The sequence below is a fragment of the uncultured Parasphingorhabdus sp. genome (assembly GCF_963677535.2).
GTDB lineage: Bacteria > Pseudomonadota > Alphaproteobacteria > Sphingomonadales > Sphingomonadaceae > Parasphingorhabdus.
The window spans coordinates 1,146,555-1,168,522 of sequence record NZ_CAXXUT010000001.1; the positions used below are offsets into that span (position 1 = coordinate 1,146,555).

Here is a 21,968-nt window from a genome sequence, read left to right on the forward strand (position 1 = left end):
GCATCTATTTTCTACTGATTCTGCGCTTCGGCATCCGCCATGACTTCCTTCACGGTCTTGATGAAACCGGTCAGTTCCTTTATCGAGCTGTCGATGTCGGCCCGCTGTTTCTTCAGCGAATCGACCTTTTCCTGACATTTCGCGACGGTGACCTGCATCTGTGTCTTCCGGCCGTCGCCGAGATCGTAAAGATCGATCATGTCGCGGATTTCGGTCAGGCTGAACCCGACATTCTTGGCCCGCATGATCCAGGCAAGGCGCGCGCGGTCGCGTTTGGTGTAGATGCGCGACAGACCCTTGCGGTGCGGGGCAATAAGTCCCTCATCCTCATAGAATCGCAAGGCACGGGCGGTTACACCAAATTCGTCCGACAGGTCGGATATCGTGTAAGTCTCCCGGTTTTGCAGGTCGGGCGTGTCAATTTCGGCATGGTTTGGTTGCTGCGACATGGACACCGTATAGCTTACGCTAACGTAAACGTCAATGTCAGCCGCCGGGGCAGAGATTCTCGAAGTCGCGCCCGCTTGTCGACCGCGCAACCGCATCGCCTTCGCCGATCATGTAAAAGCTGACGCCTTCAAAGCCGGCGCGGGGACTGCAATAGCTTGCACAGGCTTCCGGCAGACTGCCCGGCAATTCCAGCTCGACTCCGTCAAACCGCGCCGAAAAGCTGCAGTTTTCCTCGCTATTCAGGGTGATCCGGACCGTTTCCCCGTCCCGCTCGGCCTCGCCCAGCCCTTCGCATTTGGTCTCCGGCCCGAACACCGCGATCATGCCGATCTGATAGCCGTTTTCGTCATTGCCGACCGCGCAAAACCGGTCCGTCCCCAGATCGCTGCGCCGTTCAAAAGCGCCGGACAGCGTGACATTGCGGACATCGGGAATAACGCCGGCATCGATCGCGGCCTGCTCAAGCGGTGGCAGTTCCGCGACGTTTTTCTTTTCCTCCGGCTGCTGCTGCCCGCAACCCGCCAGCAAAAGAGAAACCAGCATGGCCGCGATGCGAATCAATCGACAAGCTCCAGCTTGCCATCGACAATCTTGCGGTAAAAACAGCTTCTCTGGCCTGTGTGACAGGCCGGACCTGCGGGCACAGCCTTGATCCAAAGCGCATCCTGATCGCAATCGATGCGCAGTTCTGTCACCGTCAATATATTGCCGGACGTCTCGCCCTTCTTCCAGAGGCTCTGGCGACTGCGGGAATAGAAATGCGCGATCCCGCTATCCCGGGTCAGCTGCAGGGCCTCGGCATTCATATGGGCGAGCATCAGCAGCTCGCCAGTCGAATCATCGGTGACAACCGCGGTGATCAGGCCTTTCGAATCATATTTCGGTTGCAGCAGACTTCCGGTTTCCGGATCATTTTCGATATTGCTCATAGAGGTGGATTAAGAGCCGATCCGGTCGCGCGCAACGGTAAAAGGCGCAATTGCCACGGCCTCCCCGCGCCCGATCGCGCAATATTATGATTTTATGACATTGGGGGCAGACAAAGCGACCTTTCAAACCTATATGGCAGGCATCGCGCGCCCGACCCATTACATGCCAGGTGAGATATGCTGACAACCCACCCGTTTGAAGATGACAAGCTGCGGGAAGAATGCGGCGTTTTTGGCGTCGCCGGTATTGACGACGCCGCCGCCATGGTCGCGCTCGGTCTGCACGCCCTGCAGCATCGCGGTCAGGAAGCCGCCGGCATCACCTGCCGCAATGGCAAGGAATTCTATAGCCACCGCGCACTAGGTCCGGTGGCCGGCAATTTCGACAGTGAAGAAGTGATCAACCGTCTGCAGGGCGATTCGGCCTGCGGCCATGTCCGCTATTCGACCACCGGTGCCGGCACTTTGCGCAACGTCCAGCCGCTCGAGGCCGACCTCGCGTCCGGCGGTTTTGCGATCGCCCACAATGGCAATATTTCCAACGCGCTCGCCTTGCGGGACGAGCTGGTCCGCCACGGTTCGATATTCCAGTCGACCAGCGATACCGAAGTAATCATCCATCTCGTCGCGACATCGAAATATCGCACCCTGCTCGACAAGTTCATCGACGCCCTGAAGCAGGTCGAGGGCGCCTATTCGCTGATCTGCATGACCGCAGAGGGCATGATTGCCTGCCGCGATCCGCTGGGCATCCGTCCGCTGGTGATGGGCCGGATTGGCGAGGCCTATGTCTTTGCTTCGGAAACCGTAGCGCTTGATCTGGTCGGTGCGGAATATGTCCGCAGTGTGGAACCTGGCGAGTTGATCGTCATCACCAACGGCGAATTGCGCTCCCATCGCCCGTTCAGCAATGTACCGGCCCGCCCCTGCATTTTTGAACATGTTTATTTTTCCCGTCCCGATTCGATCGTCGACGGCAGCTCGGTTTACAGCGTGCGCAAGGGTATCGGCGCACAGCTCGCCATCGAAAGCCCGGTCACCGCCGATTATGTCATCCCGGTGCCCGATAGCGGCACCCCGGCAGCGCTGGGCTTTTCCGAGGAATCGGGCATACCGTTCGAACTGGGGATCATCCGGTCGCACTATGTCGGTCGCACATTTATCCAGCCCGGCGACGGCGTCCGTCATCTCGGCGTCAAGCTCAAGCACAACGCCAATCGGCCGCTGGTCAACGGCAAGAGAATCGTGCTGGTCGATGACTCGATCGTGCGCGGAACCACCAGCCTGAAAATCGTGCAGATGATGCGCGAAGCCGGCGCTTCGGAAGTCCATATGCGGATCGCCAGTCCGCCGACCATGCACAGCTGCTTTTACGGCGTGAATACGCCCAAGCGGGAAAAACTGCTTGCGGCCCGCAAATCGATCGAGGAAATGCGCGAGTTCATCCAGGCCGACAGCCTGGCCTTCGTGTCCATTGACGGTCTTTACCGCGCTGCCGGCGAAGACACGCGCCACGATCTGCAGCCTCAATATTGCGATGCCTGTTTCACCGGTGCCTATCCGACTGTCCTCACCGACCGCGACGGAGAGGAAGAACCGGATCAGCTGACCATGCTCAACGAACGGTCCGACTCCACCGGCACGGCGCGCGACCATGAACCGTCCGGCGATCTGCCCCGCCTCAAGCAATCAGCGAACTGACCATGAAATTTGAAGGGCAACTGGCGCTCGTTACGGGTGCAAGCCGCGGTATCGGTGCGGCAACGGCGCTGGCACTGGCGCGCGAAGGCGCCCATGTCGTGATCACCGCGCGCAGCGCCGATGGACTGGAAAAGATCGAGGAGCAGATTCACAATGCCGGCGGCAGCGCCACCATCGCGCCGCTCGACCTGACCGATGGCGATAGTATCGGGCGTCTCGCAACCGCCATTGCCGGCCGCTGGGATGGGCTCGACATTCTCGTCCTCAACGCCGCCATTCTGGGAACGCTGACCCCGGTGCCGGCGATCGACGGCGAGGAATTCAACAAAGTCCTGACGCTCAACCTGATCGCGCAGCAGGCGCTGATCGCCGGATTCGATCCGATGTTGCGCAAGAGTAACGATGCCCGGGTTGTCGGCATGACCAGCAGCGTCGGCCGCAAGCCGCGGGCATTTTGGGGCGCTTATGGTGCATCAAAAGCCGCTTTCGAGACACTTTTGACCAGCTATGGCGAAGAAATGCGCAATTTGGGCAAGATTCGCACGGCGATTGTCGATCCCGGCCGGACCCGCACCGCAATGCGGGCCAGCGCCTATCCTGGCGAGGATCCGGCCAGTGTCAAACTCCCCTCGGTCGTCGCCGACCGGCTGGTGGAAATACTCGCCAGCGATTTCGAAACCGGCGAGCATTTTCAGGTCAGCTGACGGGTTCAGATCAGCTCTGCGGCGGCTCGGCCGCCACGTATTTTTTCACCGCTTCGAAAAAGGCGATCCGCTGGTTCTTCTGTTCTTCGGGTGACGCGCTCGGCCAGTTGCCGTTGGTCGCGATGACCAGCTTCTGCGCCGGATCGATGAAGATCCCCTGGCCAAAAATTCCCTGACCGGCAAAACTGCCGTCGTCAAACGTCCACCACTGATAGCCATAGCCGCGCCCCGGGACGCCGATGTCCGCCTGTTTCGTGCCGGCCTTTTCGAACCAGCCTTCGGGCACGACGGCGGTCTCGCCGATCTTTCCGCCTTCCATCGCAAACTGGCCGAACAGGGCATAATCCCGCACCGTCGCGGAGATGCAGCAGCCGCCGATTTCCTTGCCGCCCTCATTGAGCAGCCATTCGGCATCCTGCCCCATTCCATAAGGTTTCCAGACCTTTTCGGACAGATATTCAGACAAAGTCTTACCTGTTGCCTTGGCCACCAGCACGCCGATCAAATTGGTTTCACCGGTATTATATTGCCAGCGGGCGCCCGGCGTCGCTTCATTCTCCAGCGTCTTCATATAGACGATGATCGGATCCATCCCGTCGACCGGCTTGGTATTGTTGAACAGCGCCACATCGGATTTCGGGTCGGCATAATCCTCGTTCCACTTCACGCCCGATGTCATGGTCAGCAGCTGCAACACCGTTACCCCGTCATAGCCGCTGCCCTTCAGTTCCGGGATATAAGCGGTCAGCGGATCGTCGATCGACTTGATAAAACCGTCCTTGATCGCCGCACCGACCAGCGTCGAGACCAGCGATTTGGCCACAGAGAAAGAAGTCCAGCGTTCGTCCTGTTCAAAATCGCGGCGATATTCTTCTTTGCGGATCTTGCCATCCTGCAGGATCACCATGCCGGCGAGCCGCTGCTGCTTCATATAATCGTCGATCGTCAGCGGCGCTCCGGAGACCTCGAAACTGTCAGGTAACGCGGCGCCCTGCTCCAGCACCCTTGTGTCATCACCGGCGGCGATCGTGTTGGACGGCACCAGATTGTGCATCATCCGGAACGCCTTGTCCCGCTGCGCATCGGTCCAGAACAGAATATTCTTGTCCGTCGGCAGACCGGCGGCATCGGCTGCAACTTTCTGCACCTGCTCGCAGGCTGTCAGACTGATACAGGCGACGCCCAGCATCGCCAGCTTTCCGATGAATCGCATTATTCCGCTCTCCCATTTTCATTATTCTTTATCAGCGTGACCTGACCGACATCGATGCCGCCGCCGCGAAATCCGCCTTCGCAATAGGTCAGATAGAAACGCCACAGCCGGACGAATTTCTCGTCAAATCCGGCCGGCAGATCACCGCTCTCGACCGCGTCGTCAAACCGCTCGCGCCAGATTTTCAGCGTGCGCGCATAGTCGAGACCGAAATTCTTCTGGTCGGCCCATTGCAGGCCGCGTTCCACGGCCAGCGCCCGGAACCGGCTCTCCGACAACAGCATGCCGCCGGGGAAAATATAGGTCTGGATGAAGTCTGCGCTGCTCGCATATTGTTCGAAAATATCGTCGGCGATCGCGATATATTGCAGCGCCGCTCGCCCGCCGGGTTTCAGGTTGCGGGCGATGCAGTCGAGAAAATCAGGCCAATATTGCTGGCCGACCGCTTCCACCATCTCGACGCTGGCAATGGCATCATATTGGCCGTCGACGTCGCGATAATCCTGTATCAGATAGCCCGCCTCGGGATGATGCTCCCGCGCCCAGGCGGTCTGTTCGTCGGATAGCGAAATGCCGGTCACGTCCAGCCCGTGATCGCGCGCCAGACTGCCCGATAGCGCGCCCCAGCCGCAACCGATTTCGAGAACGCTGTCACCGGCCCTGGTCGACAGTCTTTCGGCAATCGCGGCGATCTTGTTGCGCTGCGCCTGCTCCAGAGACTCCTTCTCGTTGCGAAAAATCGCGCTGGAATAGATCATGTTCTCATCGAGCCAGAGCCGGTAGAAATCATTGCCCAGATCATAATGATATTGGATATTCTGCCGCGCCCGGCGTTTGTCATTGCCCCGTTTTGAGTGTCGCCGCCGGACCACCCAGTTGAACAGGCCGGAGGCCCGCCCGGTGCTCTTCAGCCCGTCGCGGTTGCGGGTGAACAGGTCAAAGACCGGCACCAGATCGGGACTGTCCCACTCGCCCAGTTCCCACGCCCGGTACCAGCCGACCGAGCCGCTGTTGATCAGCCGCAGCAGCGCGTTCCAGCTGCGCAGCTCGACCTCCGCCATCGGTCCTTCGCCGCGCCCGCCCAATATCCGCGTCGTCCCGTCGGGCAGCTTGCCCTCGAACGTGCCATGATCCAGCCCGGCATCGATGCGGTCGAGAATATGGTGAAAGCCGGGCGCGAACAGGCGCGCGAAAAAGCCCCCGCCAGTGGCAAATCTTTTACGCCTATCCAGCAGATGCTGGCCGCGTTTGGGGGTTTCGACGTTCATGCGCGCAAATATGGACCAGCGCTAAGCGCTTGGCAACGTAGAACTAGTCCCCATTGCCCGCGATCAATCAGCTTCCCGGCGCGGCAGCCGAACCCGCCAATATGCCGCCATCAATATTCAGTTCCGATCCGGTGATATAGGTCGCTTCGTCCGATGCCAGCAGCACCGCTATCGCGGCCACTTCGCTGTCCTTGCCGAACCGCTGCAGCGGCGTATCGCGGACCAGCGCCTTTTCGGACTGCTCCCGCGCCTCGCCCTCGCCCAGCATCGGCTCCCACATCGGTGTCATGATCGCTGCGGGGTGGATCGAGTTGCAGCGGATCTGCCAGCCCTGCTGCGCGCAGTAAAGCGCGACCGATTTGCTGTGGTTGCGGATCGCGGCTTTGGACGAAGCATAAGCGGCTGCCCCCGGAATCCCGACCAGCCCGGAGCGCGACGAGATATTGATGATCGATCCCGCGCCCTTGCCTTTCATCGCCCGGATCGCGTAGCGGCAACCGAGGAAGGTTCCGTCGAGATTGACCCGGTGCACCGCGCGCCAGTCCTCGAGCGAGGCATTTTCCGGATCATGCGGCCCGATGCCCTTTTCGAAGCCGGTGATCCCGGCGTTGTTGACGACGACATCGGCGGCAGGATGCAAGCTGGCGAGCCGGTCCCAGTCCGCTTCCTGCTCCACGTCCAGCAAAAATGTGTCGCAGCCCAGTTCCTCGCCGGTCGCCTGCAAGGGCCCGGCATCGCAGTCGGTGAGCAGAACCGCCGCTCCCTCTTCAACGAAAGCCTTGGCAATAGCCTTGCCGATGCCGCGGGCGGCACCGGTAATGATACAAAATTTTCCTGATAGTCTGTGCATAAGAGGTCCTGAATATAGGTGTCAAAATGACCAGCCCGGCGGACTGGAGAGCTTGTATTTTGATAATGCCTGACGGCGACCTACTTGTTCATCGACCTGATATCCTTTGATTTGCGCGCCAATGATATCGGCTTGCCGCGCGCATTTCAATCCCCGGGATTATTTCACCTTGGCATAAGCCTCCAGCGCCCGTTCGCGCGCTTCCTTGTGCCCGATGATCTTGGCCGGATAATCTTTCGGCTTGCAGCCATGATCCTCCGGATCGTGAATATAGGGATCGTCAGTATCCGCCAGTTCCGGGACCCATTGGCGGATATAGCCGCCGGCATCGAATTTTTCCGATTGGGTCAGCGGCGCCATGATCCGGACGAACATATTGCTGTCGACGCCGGTGCCCGACACCCATTGCCAGTTGACGCTGTTGGACGCGTAATCGGCGTCGACCAAAGTGTCCCAGAACCATTGCTCGCCCTCGCGCCAGTCGATCAGCAGATGCTTGATCAGAAAGCTCGCGGCGATCATCCGGACCCTATTGTGCATCCAGCCGGTGGCCCAGAGTTCGCGCATCCCGGCATCGACAATAGGATAGCCGGTTCTGCCCTCGCACCAGGCCCTGAAGTCGGCTTTCACCTTATCGTCACTCATGTCCCGCCACGGCAAGGCGCGCATTTTCTCGCGATAGCTTTCGCCACCATATTGCGGGAACTGGTCGATGACATTTTGCGCATAGTCGCGCCAGACCAGCTCCTTGAGATAGGTCTCGACCTTGCTCCCCTGCCCCGCCAGCCGGTTCCAGACGGTCGCCGGGCTGATCTCGCCAAAATGCAGATGCGGCGACAGGCGGGAGACCAGTTCTTCCGAAGGCAGATTGCGACCCTCGTCATATTCTGCTGCCTTGTCGGCAAACTCCTCGAGATTGTCCTCCGCGCCAGCGCTCCCCGGCTGCCAGTGGTTACCAAAAGCTGCCGCCCAGTCCGGCTTGGTCGGTAGCAGGTCCCAGTCATCCAGCGCATCGCTATCCGGCCAACTGTCCGGGGTAACGAGACTATCCGGCGCTGCAGCCGGCTCTCCCGGCGGCATATGCTGGCGCAGCGCCTTCCAGAACGGCGTATAGATTTTATAGGGCGTGCCCGATCCGGTCGTCACCGTCCCCGGCGGTAGCAGATAGTTGCCGTCATGCAGGATCAACCGCGCCTGATCGCCGAGTGACTTTTCCAACATTCGCTCGGCATTGCGCCACCAAGGTTCGTAATGATGCAGCGCATGCACTTCATCCGCTCCGGTCGATTTGACAATTTCGGCCAAATGCTCCGAAGCCGGCCCTTTCCGGAGGATCAGCCGCGACCCCCTATCTCGCAAACATGCTTCCAACTCTTCCAGTGACCGGTGCAGCCACCAGCGCGAAGCTCCGCCCATGATACGGTGTTTCGGCGTTTCGTCGTCGAGAATATAGACCGGAATGATGGGGCCGTTTGATGCAGCTACAGCGGCCACGGCGGCCTGATCGGAAAGGCGAAGGTCCCGGCGGAACCAGATGATTTTGGGTTTTGTCATGCCCCACCCATCGCTCAGGGAGTCGGTTGCTCCAACCTGTCTTTTCGGGCATTCACACGAACAGAAAACCGGTCTCCCACCAGCGGATCCATGAAGCGCTGGTCTCTGATAATTAGCTCGGCCTGATCCCGCTCAACCACCGGCATCCGCGACCAGAACAGAAAAGCCGCAGCGTCATCGCTGGCCGTTGCGAGACCAGGAAGCGGCGTTCGGCCGGGTTGGGCCATAACCTGCTTTTCATTGAGAACCAATCCGTCAAACAGATCATAAGCACCTGACCCGTAGGCGGTTTCGTTCCGCCACAACATCTCCCGTTTCCAGAACTGGAGCGGCACCGGGTTGGCCACGACCATATTGTCTTCGACCTTCGCTTCGACCTGATGAGCGTTGCGCGCGAGCAGCGACTTGGTCTCCGCTTCCGCCTTGCCGGTGATCATGCCATTGGCGAAAATATAGGCGCCGACGGCAGCAAAGCTGATCCACGCCGGTCGCTGCCAATTGCCTGCCCCCTTCTTCTCCCGCCGCCGCGAAACCCACAAGCCAGCGATCAGCGCCGCCCAGATCCAGATGTCGATGATGAAGATGCTGTCGCCATAAAACCATTGCGACGAGAACGGCTCGAGCAGGCGGATACCATAGCTGTTGAGCCAGTCCAGCGCTGGATGGCTCACACAGCCGATATAGGCCAAAGCCAGCAGCCAGCCCTTGTGGATCGGCAAGCGATCCGCGGGCCGTTTGCCGCGCTTCGTCTGCCAGCGGTCAAAGCCGATCATGATCCCGGTCAGCAACAGTGGCAGCACCAGCATCGCGATCGGCCCATGGGTGATACCCCGCCGGAGCGCCAGATGCTGCACCCCGTCGAGCAAGGTCGCCACCGCGTCGATATCGGGAATATTGGCGGCAATGATCAGTGTTGCCATGCCGAGACCGGTTTTCTTTTTCAGGCCCATCTGGCCGAGAACGGCACCGGCCAGGCTGTGGGTCAGGTTATCCAAATTTTATCTCGCACGAAGCCACGAAGGCACAAAGAATTTGCATTGCCTAGCCTCGGAAATAGTTATTTGCCAGACGTTTGACGCCTTCTTTGAAAGTGGCTGCGCCAAAATTCATCAGGAAACCCAATGGCAAATCCATCAATCGCAAATAGGTTAACAGTTGCTTTGCATGAACAGGCGAGTGACGTTCGGTAGACTTCAATTCTATCAGCAGTCGCTTTTCGACGATGAGGTCTGCGCGAAATGCCTCATCCAAAACCCGACCCTTGAACGTAATAGGAATGATCTTCTGTCTTTCGACAGAAAGCCCCTTGTCCTTCAGACTTTCGAAAAGCAAAACTTCATAGACGGACTCAAGCAGCCCCGGCCCAATATCCCTGTGCAGGTGAAACCCGCAATCAATAGAGATTCTGGCGATAGCTTCGAGATCTTGCACGATCCCATCTTAGTGCCTTCGTGGCTTCGTGCGAGTCCAGAATCTTTACAGTTCCGGCCCGCCCTCAGCCACCGTCCAGGTCTGCCCCTTGCTCAGCAAGGCCTGCAAATCCGGCTTTTTACCAGCCGACGCCGCCTCATTTTGCGCGACAACAGCCGCTTCGAACGTCGGACGCGGATCGTCATAGAGCACGCCCAGAGCCATCGGGAATTCGCCAAACTGCATTTCGATCAGCATATGCGCGACCGAGCGGTTGGTGACATCATGAACAATCACATCGGCCGCTTCCCAGTCACCATCGACGACGTCGACCACTTCCAGCTGCAGGGTCTTGCGGTTGAGCGTGATACCCTTGGTGCCTTTGCCAAACAGCATGGGCTCCCCGTCGACCAGATGCAGCTGCGTGTCGGCCGCGGTCTTCTTGGCCGCAAATTCCTCGAACACATCCTTGTTATAGACGATGCAATTCTGGAAAATCTCAATGAACGACGTGCCCTTGTGGGCATGGGCTGCCTTGAGAACATCGGGCAATCCCTTGTGCACATCAATGCCGCGGGCAACGAAGCGCGCACCGGCACCCAAGGCAAAAGCACAGGGCGAAGCGGGCCGGTCGACCGAACCATATGGCGTTGACGGGCTTTGCGTGCCCTGTCGGCTCGTCGGCGAATATTGGCCCTTGGTCAGGCCGTAAATCTCGTTGTTGAACAGCATCACCTGGCAATCGAGATTGCGGCGCAGCAGATGCATCGTATGGTTGCCGCCAATCGACAGCGCATCGCCGTCGCCGGTGATGATCCACACGTCGAGCTCCGGATTGGCGAGCTTGACGCCCGTAGCCACTGCTGGCGCACGCCCGTGGATCGTATGGAAGCCATAAGTCTCCATATAATAAGGAAAGCGCGAGGAGCAGCCGATACCGCTGACAAAGACCGTCTTGGACGGGTCAGCCCCCAGATCGGGCATGGTGCGCTGTACGGCCTTTAAAATGGCGTAATCGCCGCACCCGGGGCACCAGCGGACTTCCTGATCGGTTTCCCAGTCTTTCAGCGTGGTCGTGATTTTTGTCATCTCGTTCATGACAGATTCTCCTCAATCGCCGCTTCAATTTCGGCAATGGTAAAGGGCTGGCCGGAAACCTTGTTCACCGGCTTGGCATCGACCAGATATTGGTCGCGCAACACGGTTTTCAGCTGTCCGGTGTTCATTTCGGGTACGATCAAGCGGTCATAGCCTTTCAGCAAGTCGCCGAGATTTTTCGGCATCGGCCAGATATTCCGAATATGGATATGGGCAACATCCTTGCCCGCTTCGACAGCCCGGCGCACCGCCTGATGGATCGGACCGAAAGTCGAGCCCCAGCCAACCACCGCCAGCTTGCCGCTCGTATTGCCGAGCGCGACATCCTGGTCGGGAATGCTGTCGGCAACGCCGAGCACCTTGTCGCGACGGATTTCGGTCATCTTCTGGTGATTGGCCGCGCCATAATCGATATGGCCGGTATCGACGCCCTTCTCGATGCCGCCAATCCGGTGCATCAGTTCGGGCGTGCCCGGCTTGATCCAGGGCCGTGCGAGTTTCCCGTCGCGCGCATAAGGCTTCAATCCGTCGGCCGGCATGGTTTCGAGGAAGGTCGTCGGGAACGGCTCCAGACCGGACACATCGGGAATCTTCCAAGGCTCAGCCGCATTGGCAATATAGCCGTCGGTCAGCAGCATGACCGGCGTCATATATTGCACTGCAATCCGCACTGCCTCGATTGCGCATTCAAACGCATCGCTTGGCGAACGGGCGGCAATGACCGGCATTGGCGCATCGCCGTTGCGGCCATAGACAGCCTGATAGAGGTCCGATTGCTCGGTCTTGGTCGGCAAGCCGGTCGAAGGGCCGCCGCGCTGCGAATTGACAATCACCAACGGCAATTCGGTCATGATCGCCAGACCGATTGCCTCGCCCTTCAGCGCAATGCCGGGACCTGAAGATGACGTAATGCCAAGCTTACCGGCATAGCTGGCGCCAATGGCCGCCGCGATCGCGGCAATTTCGTCTTCTGCCTGGAATGTGGTGACGCCAAATTCTTTCAAGCGTGACAAATGGTGCAGAATTGCAGAAGCCGGGGTGATCGGATAGCCGCCAAAGAACATCGGCAAGTCCGCCAGCTGCGCACCGGCGACCAGTCCCAGCGAGAGCGATTCCGCGCCCGTCACCGTGCGATATTTACCCGGCGCAGACGGCGCCGCACCCACTTTGCGCGTGGTCAGATGGCCGCTGCCAAGACCTTCACCGGATAGTTCGGCAGTTTCGCCATAAGCATGGCCGGCGTTGAGCGCCGCGATATTGGCTTCTGCAACATCCGGCAATTTGGCAAATTTACCCTTCAGCCAGTCGATGATTGGCTCCCGGTCGCGTTCGAACATCCACAATGCCAGCCCCAGCGTCCACATATTCTTGCAGCGCAGCGCTTCTTTATTGCCAAGACCGAACGGTTTCACCGCTTCGAGCGTCAGCGCGGAAATATCCAGCTTGAGCAATTGCCATTTGGCGAGAGACCCGTCTTCCAGCGGATTATTCTCATATTTCGCCTTGTCGAGATTCCGTTTTCCGAACTCGCCGGAGTCGGCGATGATCAGACCGCCGGGCCGCAAGGCCTCGACATTGGTTTTCAGCGCGGCAGGGTTCATCGCGATCAGCACATCCGGCTGGTCGCCGGCGGTTTCGATCGCGCGGCTGCCGAAATTGATCTGGAAAGCGGACACGCCGAACAGGGTCCCCTGCGGCGCCCGGATTTCAGCCGGAAAATCGGGGAAGGTCGCAAGATCGCTGCCCGCCAGCGCGGTCGACAGCGTGAACTGTCCTCCGGTCAACTGCATCCCGTCGCCGCTGTCTCCGGCAAAACGGACGACGACATTTTCTGCGCCATCACTATTGGGACTATTCGGTTCTTCCTGCTTCAATGCGGTGGCCATAATGGATTTTCCGTGCCTTAATTATTATTACGCATCCCGCCCTAGAGCAGCAATGTGCCCCGCTTCAAACCACAAAAACTAATAGGGATAAAGCATTTGTTTGGGACGACCTTCCCGATTAGCGCTTGCCTAGTGCGCGCGGCCTGATCTAATCGGTTAGTTAAACGCTAGGAGAAGAGAGATGACTGACGCTTATGTGCGCCCCGATGTGCAGATGATTCTGACGATGATGGCTCAATCCGACCAGCCGCTGATGTCGGAAGTCGAACCCGCAGCGGCCCGCGAAATGTACAATGTAATGGCGGCGATGCTCGAAGCGGACGCGGTTGAAATCCCGCGTATCGAAGACTTGTCCTGCCCCGGCCCCGCCGGCGATATCGCGCTGCGGCTCTACGACAGCCAAGCCGAACGCAACGCGGAAACACCCGTCATCATCTTCTATCACGGTGGCGGGTTTGTGATCGGCGATCTCGATTCCCACCATAGTTTCTGCACCTATATAGCACGCGAAATGGATATGCCGATCATCGCCGTGGATTATCGGCTGGCCCCGGAAGCGCCCTTCCCGGCTGCTCCCGAGGACAGCCTTGCCGCGACGCGCTGGGTCGCCGATAATCAGGAACAGCTCAACTTGCAGATCAGCGGCATGATCCCGTGCGGCGACAGCGCCGGCGGCAATCTCACGCTGGTTGTCGGACAGGTGCTGGCCAGCGAACCGGCGTCCGTCCCCGTGGTCGCGCAATTCCCCATCTATCCCGCCAGCCGGATGGATGCGAAGGGCGGATCGATGGACGAATTTGCCGAAGGGTTTCTGCTGACCAGGGACAGTATGGACTATTTCAACAGCCATTATGCGGCAAAGGATGACGACATTCGGGTGTCGCCCTATCTTGGTGATCTGGCAAAATCACCGCCGACGGTGCTGGTCACCGCCGGCCTCGATCCGCTGCGGGATCAGGGGCGTGATTATGCCGCCGACCTGATCCGCCACGGCGTGAACACGACTTTCATGGAAATGGCGGGCAATGTCCACGGCTTCATCAATATTCGCAAAGCCGTGCCCACCGCCCAGCAAGATGTCGACAAGATGATCACCGCCTGGAAAACAACGCTGGCTTCGCTGCAGTCCTAGGCCGGACCGGCTGCTGACGGAACACTTCGGTCTGCGGCCCTTCCCGCTATTGCCGTCCGCCCAGCGGATAATTAGTTTCGCTGGCAAGACTCGCTAGCTGGCCCTGCGTTTATGCGCTAGAGGCGCGGCGGAACATCACGACTGCCAGACAGGACCGTGCAGCACATGATTTTGGAAAGGTAAACATCATCGACTTCTCCCATCTCCCCTACCGCCCCTGCGCCGGGATCATGCTCGCGAACCGGTCGGGCCAGGTATTTGTCGGCCAGCGTCTGGATGCGGCGGACAGCAACTATCCCGACGCCTGGCAGATGCCGCAAGGCGGGATCGACAAGGGCGAAGAGCCGGAAACGGCAGCCTTGCGCGAGCTGCGCGAGGAAACCGGCGTGGTCGAAGATTTCGTCCAGATCATCGGTCGCAGCACCGAGGAATATCTCTATGACCTGCCCGACGAGCTGCTCGGCAAGATATGGAAGGGCAAATATCGCGGCCAGCGGCAGAGCTGGTTCCTGATGCGCTTCACCGGCGAGGATGATCATATCGATATCCGGACCGAACATCCCGAGTTCAAGAACTGGAAATGGACCGATCCGCAGGGCTTGCCAGATCTGATCGTACCCTTCAAAAGGGACCTGTATCGGGCGGTTTTGAAAGAGTTTCTGCCGCTGATCTAGTAACAGTAAGCAGGAATTCTCTATGACCAGACCAGCAGTAGCGGCAGCAATTCTCGTTGCGGCAAGCGCCTCCACGCCAGCCGCCGCCGCGCTGCCCGACCCGGTCAGAGAAATGATCGACGCCGCCATAGCATCGGACGACAAGCAGGACGTCGCCGCCATTGTGAAAATCGCCAAGGCAACAAACCCCGATGATCATGCCGAGATCGATGCTTTGATGGCCGACTTCAATGCCCGGCAGGCGAAAGCGGCGGCCGTGGCTCTGCGCGAAAAACAGCAAGCCGGCTTTTTCGAAAACTGGAAGGGACAAGGCGAAATCGGCGGTTTCCGTTCGACCGGGAACACCAGAAATCTCGGGATTTCAGGCGGTCTGAAACTGGTCAAGGACGCGGTCAAGTGGCGGTTGAACATCAAGGCGCGCGCCGATTATGAACGCAGCTCTGGAAGCACAACCCGCGACCAGTTGAGTGCGACCATCGAACCCAATTACAAGTTTGACGAAAGCCTCTACGCTTATGGTCTGGCCCAGTTTGAACGGGACCGGTTCCAGGGATTTTCCGCCCGCTACACCCTTTCCGGCGGGCTGGGCTATGAACTGGTCAAGACCAAAGACATTCGGCTCGCCATAAAGGCTGGGCCCGCATTTCGTACCACGAATTTTACAGGCGGTGGATCGAAAAGCAGTCTGGCCGCGCTGGCCGGTCTCGATTTTGACTGGAAGATTTCCGATCATCTGAAATTTTCACAGGATGCTGGTGGCACCTATGCGAGCGATGCGCAGGGATTCAGTTCGGCTGTGGTCGTCATCGACAGCGACAATACCAGCCTGACCGCGACATCAGCGCTCGACGCAAAACTGCTCGGATCGCTGTCTGCTCGCCTGTCCTATACGATTGAACATGAAACCAATCCGCCGACCGGCCGGATCAAGACCGATACGCTCAGCCGCGCGACCTTGGTCTATGATTTCTAGATTTTAGCGGAAGCTCGCTTCACGGTGTTTCGGTGGCCGGTTCTTCGTCCCCGATTTGCGGCTTGGGCGTAACCGCTTCGGCCGACAATACCGGTTTCTTTTCCGCTATCTTGATCGCCGAAGCCAGCTGGTCGTTTTGCGCGCAGCGCGAACGGCACAGGGTTTCGATCCGCGACAGATTCACCCGCGCCTTTTCCAGTGCGCCGCGCTGGATCAGGGCCTCGCCCTGACCGGCCAGGGCATCCAGATTGTTCGGATCCAGTATCAGCGCCTCGCGATAGAGACGGATAGCCTTGCCGGGCAATTCCTGCACCCGGGCAATTTGCGCCAGCGCGATGAAGGCTGAGCCGTTGCGCGGATCGACGACCAGCGATGTTTCGTAAAGATCGGCGGCCAGATCGAGTTCGCCGCGCTTCTGCGCCGCCTCGCCCATTTGCATATATTCGATCGAGCGGGGCTTGATCTCGACATCGGCGGACTGGCCGAAACTGGCGCTGGAAACAGTAGCAAAGACGAGAGACAAGGCCACGACAGCCGGTGAAAAACGCATAATCAGCTCCAATAAAGTCTCTCGACCATAGCCAGACTCATCTGCATGCTGGCTTAACATGCTTTGCTATCACAATTTTTCGAGACAGGTAAAATAAAAGCCATCCGTTCCGTCATGATGCGGTGAAAGAAGAGTGCCTTTACGATATGGGCGGCCAATCGGCAAATCAATCGATATTTCCCGCCACCCCGGATGGCTTTCGAGAAAGCGATCGGTCTGGTCGCCACCCTCTGCATCAAGCAGCGAGCACACGGCGTAAATCAGGCGGCCGCCCGGTTTTACCAGCGCGCTGCCGAGCGCGAACAGCCTTTGCTGCAGTTCTGTCGTATGTTCCAGTCGCTTCGGCGTCATCCGCCAGCGCAGTTCGGGATTGCGCCTCCAGGTTCCTGTCCCGCTGCAGGGGGCATCGACCAGAACCAGATCACAGAGGCCTTTCAGATGTTCCAGCGATTCCATTTCCTTGCCCGGACCGAGCAAAATCGTCTCGATATTGCGAGCGCTGGCCCGCCGCTTGCGGGGTTCGATCCGGCTAAGCCGATTGCGATCCGTATCCGCCGCGATCAGCTTGCTTTCCGTAGGCAGCAGCGCCGCAAGAGCAAGCGTTTTGCCGCCTGCGCCCGCGCATAGGTCAAGAACCAGTTCCGGCTTGGAAGCAGCGGCGGCCATTGCGATGGCCTGACTGCCGAGGTCCTGAATTTCGATTGCGCCTTCGCGAAACAGCGCCTTGTCCTCCAACTGGCTGCCGGCCGGCAGTTCATAGCCGTTCGGTAAGGCGAGAGAGACGGCTTCCGGCCAGGCCGAACTGACTTCCATATCGGTAGAACGCTGGCCATTGACCCGGATATGAAGCGGTGCGCGATCAAACAGCGCCTTGCGCTCATCCTCGTCGATCAGGCTGGCAAAGCGGTCGGTCAGCCAGTCCGGAATTTGCGCGCCGCTGGCGACCGGTTCGCCCTCTTCGATTGCGGCCGGTCCATAGTTGGAACCGCTGAAAAGCTCCCGCAATTCGGGCTGTTCGTCGACCAGTCCCAACATCGCCTGCCTGCCGCTTTCCGGCCGGTCGCCCCAGCGCCGGATGGCGGAATAGACCAGCTCGCGAATGGCCCGGCGGTCACCCGATCCGGCATAGCGCCGTTCCTTGAAGAATTTCTTGGCGATATTGTCCGCCGACGCTCCATTGTCCCGCGCGGCGGCGATGATCCAGTCCAGCATCTCTATCGCTGCCTGCAGTCTCGCTGCCGGGGTCATGCGTCCACCCGATCGTCCAGATGCATGCAATGATGCTCCATCCGGGTGGCCGGTCCGTATTTCGCGGCAATTCTGGTCTTCAGCACCACAGCATCCTCTTCGCAGCTTGCAACGGTCAGATAGGCGTCGCTTGTCCAACGCGGCGTATCGGGCCCCGGCCCCGCAGGCCAGATGAATATCATCAGGATTATCTTGGCCCCGATCATGAGAGACCGCCCGAGGCGCTATCGGGTGGGATAATTGGGCGCTTCCCGGGTGATCGCAACATCATGGACATGGCTTTCCTGCAGACCGGCATTGGTGATCCGGACGAATTCGGCCCGTTCGCGCAAATCCTCGAGCGTGGCCGAGCCGGTATAACCCATCGCCGCTTTCACGCCGCCAACCAGCTGGTGAATGACATCGCGTGCCGGCCCCTTGAACGGCACCTGCCCCTCGATCCCTTCCGGCACCAGCTTCATCTGGTCCTTGATATCCTGCTGGAAATAGCGGTCCGCCGAGCCGCGCGCCATCGCGCCGACCGATCCCATGCCGCGATAGCTTTTATAGGCGCGGCCCTGATAGAGGAAGGTCTCGCCCGGGGCTTCTTCGGTTCCTGCCAGCAAGGACCCGATCATTACCGCCGACGCGCCGGCCGCCAGCGCCTTGGCGACGTCGCCCGATGTCCGCAGGCCACCATCGGCGATCACCGGGATGCCGGATTTCTCTGCTTCTTCCGCACAATCCATGATCGCGGTCAGCTGCGGGACCCCCACACCGGCGACCACCCGCGTGGTGCAGATCGAACCCGGCCCAATGCCGACCTTGATACCGTCTGCGCCCGCATCAATCAGCGCGCGCGTGGCCGCGGCTGTCGCCACATTACCGGCAATGATCTGCGCGCTGTTCGAGCGTTTTTTCACTTCTTCGACGGCCCGCGCAACCATCGCGCTGTGGCCGTGAGCGGTGTCGATGACGATCAGATCGCATTCCGCATCGATCAACGCCTGCGTCCGCTCCAGTCCGCTGTCGCCGACGGTCGAAGCCGCGGCGACCCGCAGCCGGCCGGATTCATCCTTGGTCGCGTTCGGATAGGTCACGGCTTTCTCGATATCCTTGACCGTGATCAGCCCGACGCAGCGATAATCATTATCAACGACGAGAAGTTTCTCGATCCGCCGCTGGTGCAGCGTCCGCCGCGCCTCTTCCTGGCTGACGCCCGCCGGGACCGTCGCCAGATTGTCCTTCGTCATCAATTCCGAAACCGGCTGCTGCGGATTTTCGGCAAAGCGGACATCGCGGTTGGTCAATATGCCGACCAGCTTGCCCGACTTCTCGACCACCGGAATGCCCGATATCCGGTTCTGTTCCATTGTCGCCTGTGCTTCGGCCAGCGTCGCATCGGGAGCGATGGTGATCGGATTGACCACCATGCCGGATTCAAAACGCTTCACCTGTCGAACCGCGGCAATTTGCTGTTCAACGGTAAGATTCCGGTGCAAGACGCCGATCCCGCCCATTTGCGCCATGACAATGGCCATGTCGGACTCCGTCACCGTATCCATGGCAGAGGACAGGATCGGGATATTCAGGCCGATAAGCTTCGACAGGCTGGTCTTGGTATTGGCCTGGCTGGGCACGATTTCGGACGCCGCAGGCTGCAGCAGGACATCGTCAAAGGTCAGTCCCAACCGAATTTCTTTATGCTTGCCTGACCTGCTCATGATCGCCACTTTCCGATGTCGTGAATTTGATTCTGTGGCGGCCCATGTAATCAGTTATCCGGCTCGCCGCTAGAGGCTTTTCCCGGATATGTCGCCGTCGAGGCAAAATAACGCCCCAGCGCCACGTGGAAATTGGCGTCTGCCGCCGCCCCCGCGAGCAAAAGACTGTCGTTCACTTCGTCGCTAACGTCATGATAAGGCCCGTTGATGAAGGCTGTGACCCGCTCGTCATCGGCGAAGGCACTGGTGATCATGTAGGCGGGAATGCCTCGCTCCCGAAAAACATAGCCGTCCTGCCGCTTGAGATAGACATCCGCCTTGCCGCTGCGGTCGATTTCGCGTCCCTCTTGCGCGGCGACGATCTCGATATCCCGGTCCAGCTCGTTTTCGCCCAGCCCGATCACCGCAATTCGCTTGCGATTATCGGAAAGGGCGACGCTATCCGCATTGAAGGCAGCGACAAATTTATCGAGCGCAACCGGCGGGTCCTGGACAAAGGCCCGCGCGCCCAGAAGTCCCTTTTCCTCTGCGGTTGTGGCGAGAAAATAGATGTCGCGATCCGGGCGCTGAGCCGACAGGCGCGCGGCGGTTTCAATAAGCAGCGATATGCCGCTCGCATTGTCGACGGCGCCATTGCAGATCCGGTCCCGCTCCAATTCCTTCGGGTCTTCGGTCCGGCAGATGCCGAAATGATCCCAGTGCCCGAGATACAATATGGCTCCGCGCGCCGGATTGCTGCCGGCAATCTTTCCGATGACATTGTGCGATAGATAGCTGCGGAGAGCGGTATCAACCGCGGCATTTGCCTGCAGGTCGAGATCAATAAGGTCGATGTCACCGCTCGTTAACAGCAGCTTTTCGGCATCCCGGCCAGAGCGCAGGAGCAGTTTCCGGAACTGGTCGTATCGAATCAACCCCTCGACCGCCGCGTGTTGCTCAGGGCCGGCCAGCATCGTCGTGCCGCGCTCGAAGGACCGTCGATATCTCGGCCATAGCCACTCATCCGCAACGATGCCGATCACCCCGATTGCACCCTCGCGAATCAGTTGCAGCTTGCGGTCGCGATAATCCGGCAGTTCCTCAGCGGACTCCGGCGGATTACGCGGCAGGAACACCAGTTTACCGGCAATCGAAACGCTACCCTGACCGGAATCCGGACCGGCATAGCCGGCGAAGACCATCGGCATATCCAGCTTGCGGAACGACGCATCGCGGCTGCGCAAGATGATCTCATCCTGCGCCACGCGCACGAACTGTCGGGAACGGCTATCAGCGACCTGAAGGCGATAGATTTCCGGCGTGCGCTCGACCAGAGACACCGGCGCGTACCACGAGCCCTCGTCGCCTGCGGGCTCCAGCCCGGCCGCTGACCATTGGCTGGCGATATAGTTGACGGTCTTGTTTTCGCCGGTCGTCCCCGGTTCTCGTCCCTCGAACCTATCGCTGGCCAATATCTCGATATGCCGGAGCAGATCAGCCTCGCCGATCGGCTGCGCGCCGGCACTACCTGCGGAAAAAATAGCCGACAAAAGCAGAACTGCAACAAAACGCATCGCAACCACAATCCCTATATTAACCCGAACAATTCGCTTTTTCCTTGGCAATATACCGCAATTAATCAATGATAATGCGACGGTTTGCGGAGGAGAATGGAAATGGACGTTTCACTACTGTTATTGGTGCTGCTGGTCACCATCATCTATCTGTTTGCAAGCATCAAGATCGTCCGGCAGGGCTATCATTATACAATCGAATATTTTGGTCGCTTCACGACGATCGCCCAGCCGGGGTTCAACTTCTATCCGGCTTTTCTTTACCGCGTCGGCCGCAAGGTCAACATGATGGAGCAGGTGCTGGACATTCCGGGCCAGGAAATCATCACCAAGGACAATGCGATGATTTCCACCGACGGCGTGGTATTCTTTCAGGTCCTTGAAGCGGCCAAGGCGGCCTATGAAGTCAATGACCTGTATAATGCGATTCTCAATCTCGTCACCACCAACCTGCGCACGGTCATGGGCTCGATGGATCTCGACGAGACCCTGTCGAAACGCGACGAGATCAATGCACGGCTGCTGACCGTGATCGACGATGCGACCACGCCCTGGGGGATCAAGATCACCCGCGTCGAGATCAAGGACATCCGTCCGCCGCAGGATATCGTCAATGCGATGGCGCGGCAAATGAAGGCCGAGCGCGAGAAACGCGCCAATATCCTCGATGCAGAAGGCGCCCGCGCCTCAGAAATCCTCCGCTCGGAAGGCGAGAAACAGGGTCAGATCCTGCAGGCCGAAGGTCGCAAGGAATCAGCCTTCCTCGATGCCGAAGCCCGCGAACGGGAAGCCCAGGCCGAAGCCAAGGCGACCCAGATGGTGTCCGAAGCCATTGCCGGGGGCAACGCACAGGCGATCAACTATTTCATCGCCCAGGACTATGTGAAAGCGGTTGAAAAATTCGCCACCTCGCCCAATGCAAAAACCATATTATTCCCGGTAGAGGCAACCCAGCTGATCGGATCACTCGGAGGCATCGGCGCGCTCGCCAAGGAAGCGTTGGGCGAAGATGGCCACGCCATCACGCCACCTCCCCGGCGCAAGGGACCGTTCGACAATCAGGATCAGTGAG

Annotated in this window: 22 protein-coding genes; 6 read left to right on the plus strand and 16 right to left on the minus strand. The window is 59.2% G+C overall.

Going from position 1 to position 21,968, the window contains the following annotated elements; genetic code table 11:
* Positions 1-11: 11 nt before the first annotated feature.
* The 3 genes from ACHZCJ_RS05445 to hisI are packed head-to-tail and all read right to left on the minus strand — an operon-like array spanning position 12 to position 1,370.
* A complete protein-coding gene (locus ACHZCJ_RS05445) occupies positions 12-449 on the minus strand; it encodes a MerR family DNA-binding transcriptional regulator (protein ID WP_159641119.1) in 438 nt (145 codons plus the stop codon).
* A 37-nt stretch (positions 450-486) separates the two neighbouring features.
* On the minus strand, positions 487-1,011 hold the full coding sequence (locus tag ACHZCJ_RS05450) for a hypothetical protein (RefSeq protein WP_321324566.1): 525 nt from the start codon (positions 1,009-1,011) through the stop codon (positions 487-489).
* Positions 1,008-1,370, minus strand: coding sequence for a phosphoribosyl-AMP cyclohydrolase (hisI, locus tag ACHZCJ_RS05455; RefSeq protein WP_394700061.1), 363 nt, complete (start codon positions 1,368-1,370; stop codon positions 1,008-1,010). Before hisI ends, ACHZCJ_RS05450 begins: the two co-directional genes overlap by 4 nt.
* Positions 1,371-1,556: 186 nt before the next feature.
* On the opposite strand from hisI, the gene purF reads away from it, so the two are divergent.
* Together purF and ACHZCJ_RS05465 are read left to right on the plus strand one after the other, a co-directional pair.
* A complete protein-coding gene (purF, locus tag ACHZCJ_RS05460) occupies positions 1,557-3,080 on the plus strand; it encodes an amidophosphoribosyltransferase (protein ID WP_159641110.1) in 1,524 nt (507 codons plus the stop codon).
* A 2-nt stretch (positions 3,081-3,082) separates the two neighbouring features.
* Positions 3,083-3,784, plus strand: a complete 702-nt coding sequence (locus ACHZCJ_RS05465; RefSeq protein ID WP_321324571.1) for an SDR family NAD(P)-dependent oxidoreductase — start codon at positions 3,083-3,085, stop codon at positions 3,782-3,784.
* A gap of 10 nt (positions 3,785-3,794) precedes the next feature.
* On the opposite strand, the gene ACHZCJ_RS05470 is transcribed toward ACHZCJ_RS05465, so the two are convergent.
* From ACHZCJ_RS05470 to ACHZCJ_RS05505, 8 genes are all read right to left on the minus strand, one after another.
* Complete coding sequence (locus ACHZCJ_RS05470; RefSeq protein ID WP_321324572.1) at positions 3,795-4,997, minus strand: serine hydrolase domain-containing protein; 1,203 nt, start codon at positions 4,995-4,997, stop codon at positions 3,795-3,797.
* Positions 4,997-6,265 (minus strand): cyclopropane-fatty-acyl-phospholipid synthase family protein, encoded by a 1,269-nt coding sequence (locus tag ACHZCJ_RS05475; RefSeq protein ID WP_321324574.1) that lies wholly within the window; start codon positions 6,263-6,265, stop codon positions 4,997-4,999. Before ACHZCJ_RS05475 ends, ACHZCJ_RS05470 begins: the two co-directional genes overlap by 1 nt.
* Before the next feature lie 67 nt (positions 6,266-6,332).
* The gene (locus ACHZCJ_RS05480) at positions 6,333-7,115 is read right to left on the minus strand and encodes an SDR family oxidoreductase (protein WP_321324576.1); all 783 of its coding nucleotides are present in this window, start codon (positions 7,113-7,115) and stop codon (positions 6,333-6,335) included.
* Positions 7,116-7,274: 159 nt separating this feature from the next.
* Positions 7,275-8,669: a deoxyribodipyrimidine photo-lyase gene (locus ACHZCJ_RS05485; protein ID WP_321324578.1), complete on the minus strand. Its 1,395-nt coding sequence runs from the start codon at positions 8,667-8,669 to the stop codon at positions 7,275-7,277.
* A 14-nt stretch (positions 8,670-8,683) separates the two neighbouring features.
* Positions 8,684-9,664, minus strand: a complete 981-nt coding sequence (locus tag ACHZCJ_RS05490; protein WP_321324580.1) for a metal-dependent hydrolase — start codon at positions 9,662-9,664, stop codon at positions 8,684-8,686.
* A 46-nt stretch (positions 9,665-9,710) separates the two neighbouring features.
* Positions 9,711-10,100 carry a GxxExxY protein gene (locus ACHZCJ_RS05495; protein ID WP_321324582.1) on the minus strand — a complete coding sequence of 130 codons (390 nt, stop codon included), beginning with the start codon at positions 10,098-10,100 and terminating at the stop codon, positions 9,711-9,713.
* A 45-nt stretch (positions 10,101-10,145) separates the two neighbouring features.
* Positions 10,146-11,177, minus strand: a complete 1,032-nt coding sequence (locus ACHZCJ_RS05500; protein WP_159641089.1) for a 2-oxoacid:ferredoxin oxidoreductase subunit beta — start codon at positions 11,175-11,177, stop codon at positions 10,146-10,148.
* A complete protein-coding gene (locus ACHZCJ_RS05505; RefSeq protein WP_321324585.1) occupies positions 11,174-13,063 on the minus strand; it encodes a 2-oxoacid:acceptor oxidoreductase subunit alpha in 1,890 nt (629 codons plus the stop codon). The genes ACHZCJ_RS05500 and ACHZCJ_RS05505 overlap by 4 nt, the downstream gene beginning before the upstream one ends.
* Positions 13,064-13,244: 181 nt before the next feature.
* Between ACHZCJ_RS05505 and ACHZCJ_RS05510 the strand changes: the two genes are divergently transcribed.
* The 3 genes from ACHZCJ_RS05510 (at position 13,245) to ACHZCJ_RS05520 (ending at position 15,842) form a co-directional block, all read left to right on the plus strand.
* Positions 13,245-14,195 (plus strand): alpha/beta hydrolase, encoded by a 951-nt coding sequence (locus tag ACHZCJ_RS05510; protein ID WP_321324587.1) that lies wholly within the window; start codon positions 13,245-13,247, stop codon positions 14,193-14,195.
* Between the two features lie 185 nt (positions 14,196-14,380).
* Positions 14,381-14,869, plus strand: a complete 489-nt coding sequence (locus ACHZCJ_RS05515) for an RNA pyrophosphohydrolase (protein WP_321325001.1) — start codon at positions 14,381-14,383, stop codon at positions 14,867-14,869.
* A gap of 22 nt (positions 14,870-14,891) precedes the next feature.
* Entirely contained in the window at positions 14,892-15,842 is a 951-nt protein-coding gene (locus ACHZCJ_RS05520; RefSeq protein ID WP_321324589.1) for a DUF481 domain-containing protein, read from the plus strand.
* 19 nt (positions 15,843-15,861) lie between these two features.
* Here the strand turns inward: ACHZCJ_RS05520 and ACHZCJ_RS05525 are convergent, their stop codons facing one another.
* From ACHZCJ_RS05525 to ACHZCJ_RS05545, 5 genes are all read right to left on the minus strand, one after another.
* Positions 15,862-16,392 carry a tetratricopeptide repeat protein gene (locus ACHZCJ_RS05525; RefSeq protein WP_236553779.1) on the minus strand — a complete coding sequence of 177 codons (531 nt, stop codon included), beginning with the start codon at positions 16,390-16,392 and terminating at the stop codon, positions 15,862-15,864.
* A gap of 69 nt (positions 16,393-16,461) precedes the next feature.
* On the minus strand, positions 16,462-17,640 hold the full coding sequence (locus ACHZCJ_RS05530) for an RsmB/NOP family class I SAM-dependent RNA methyltransferase (RefSeq protein ID WP_321324592.1): 1,179 nt from the start codon (positions 17,638-17,640) through the stop codon (positions 16,462-16,464).
* Positions 17,637-17,846 (minus strand): hypothetical protein, encoded by a 210-nt coding sequence (locus ACHZCJ_RS05535; RefSeq protein ID WP_321324594.1) that lies wholly within the window; start codon positions 17,844-17,846, stop codon positions 17,637-17,639. The genes ACHZCJ_RS05530 and ACHZCJ_RS05535 overlap by 4 nt, the downstream gene beginning before the upstream one ends.
* An 18-nt stretch (positions 17,847-17,864) precedes the next feature.
* Positions 17,865-19,343 carry an IMP dehydrogenase gene (guaB, locus tag ACHZCJ_RS05540; protein WP_159641071.1) on the minus strand — a complete coding sequence of 493 codons (1,479 nt, stop codon included), beginning with the start codon at positions 19,341-19,343 and terminating at the stop codon, positions 17,865-17,867.
* A gap of 50 nt (positions 19,344-19,393) precedes the next feature.
* Positions 19,394-20,896, minus strand: a complete 1,503-nt coding sequence (locus tag ACHZCJ_RS05545) for a M28 family peptidase (RefSeq protein WP_321324597.1) — start codon at positions 20,894-20,896, stop codon at positions 19,394-19,396.
* 102 nt (positions 20,897-20,998) lie between these two features.
* Between ACHZCJ_RS05545 and ACHZCJ_RS05550 the strand changes: the two genes are divergently transcribed.
* Positions 20,999-21,967 (plus strand): SPFH domain-containing protein, encoded by a 969-nt coding sequence (locus tag ACHZCJ_RS05550; protein WP_089134718.1) that lies wholly within the window; start codon positions 20,999-21,001, stop codon positions 21,965-21,967.
* The last annotated feature ends 1 nt before the right edge of the window (position 21,968 follow it).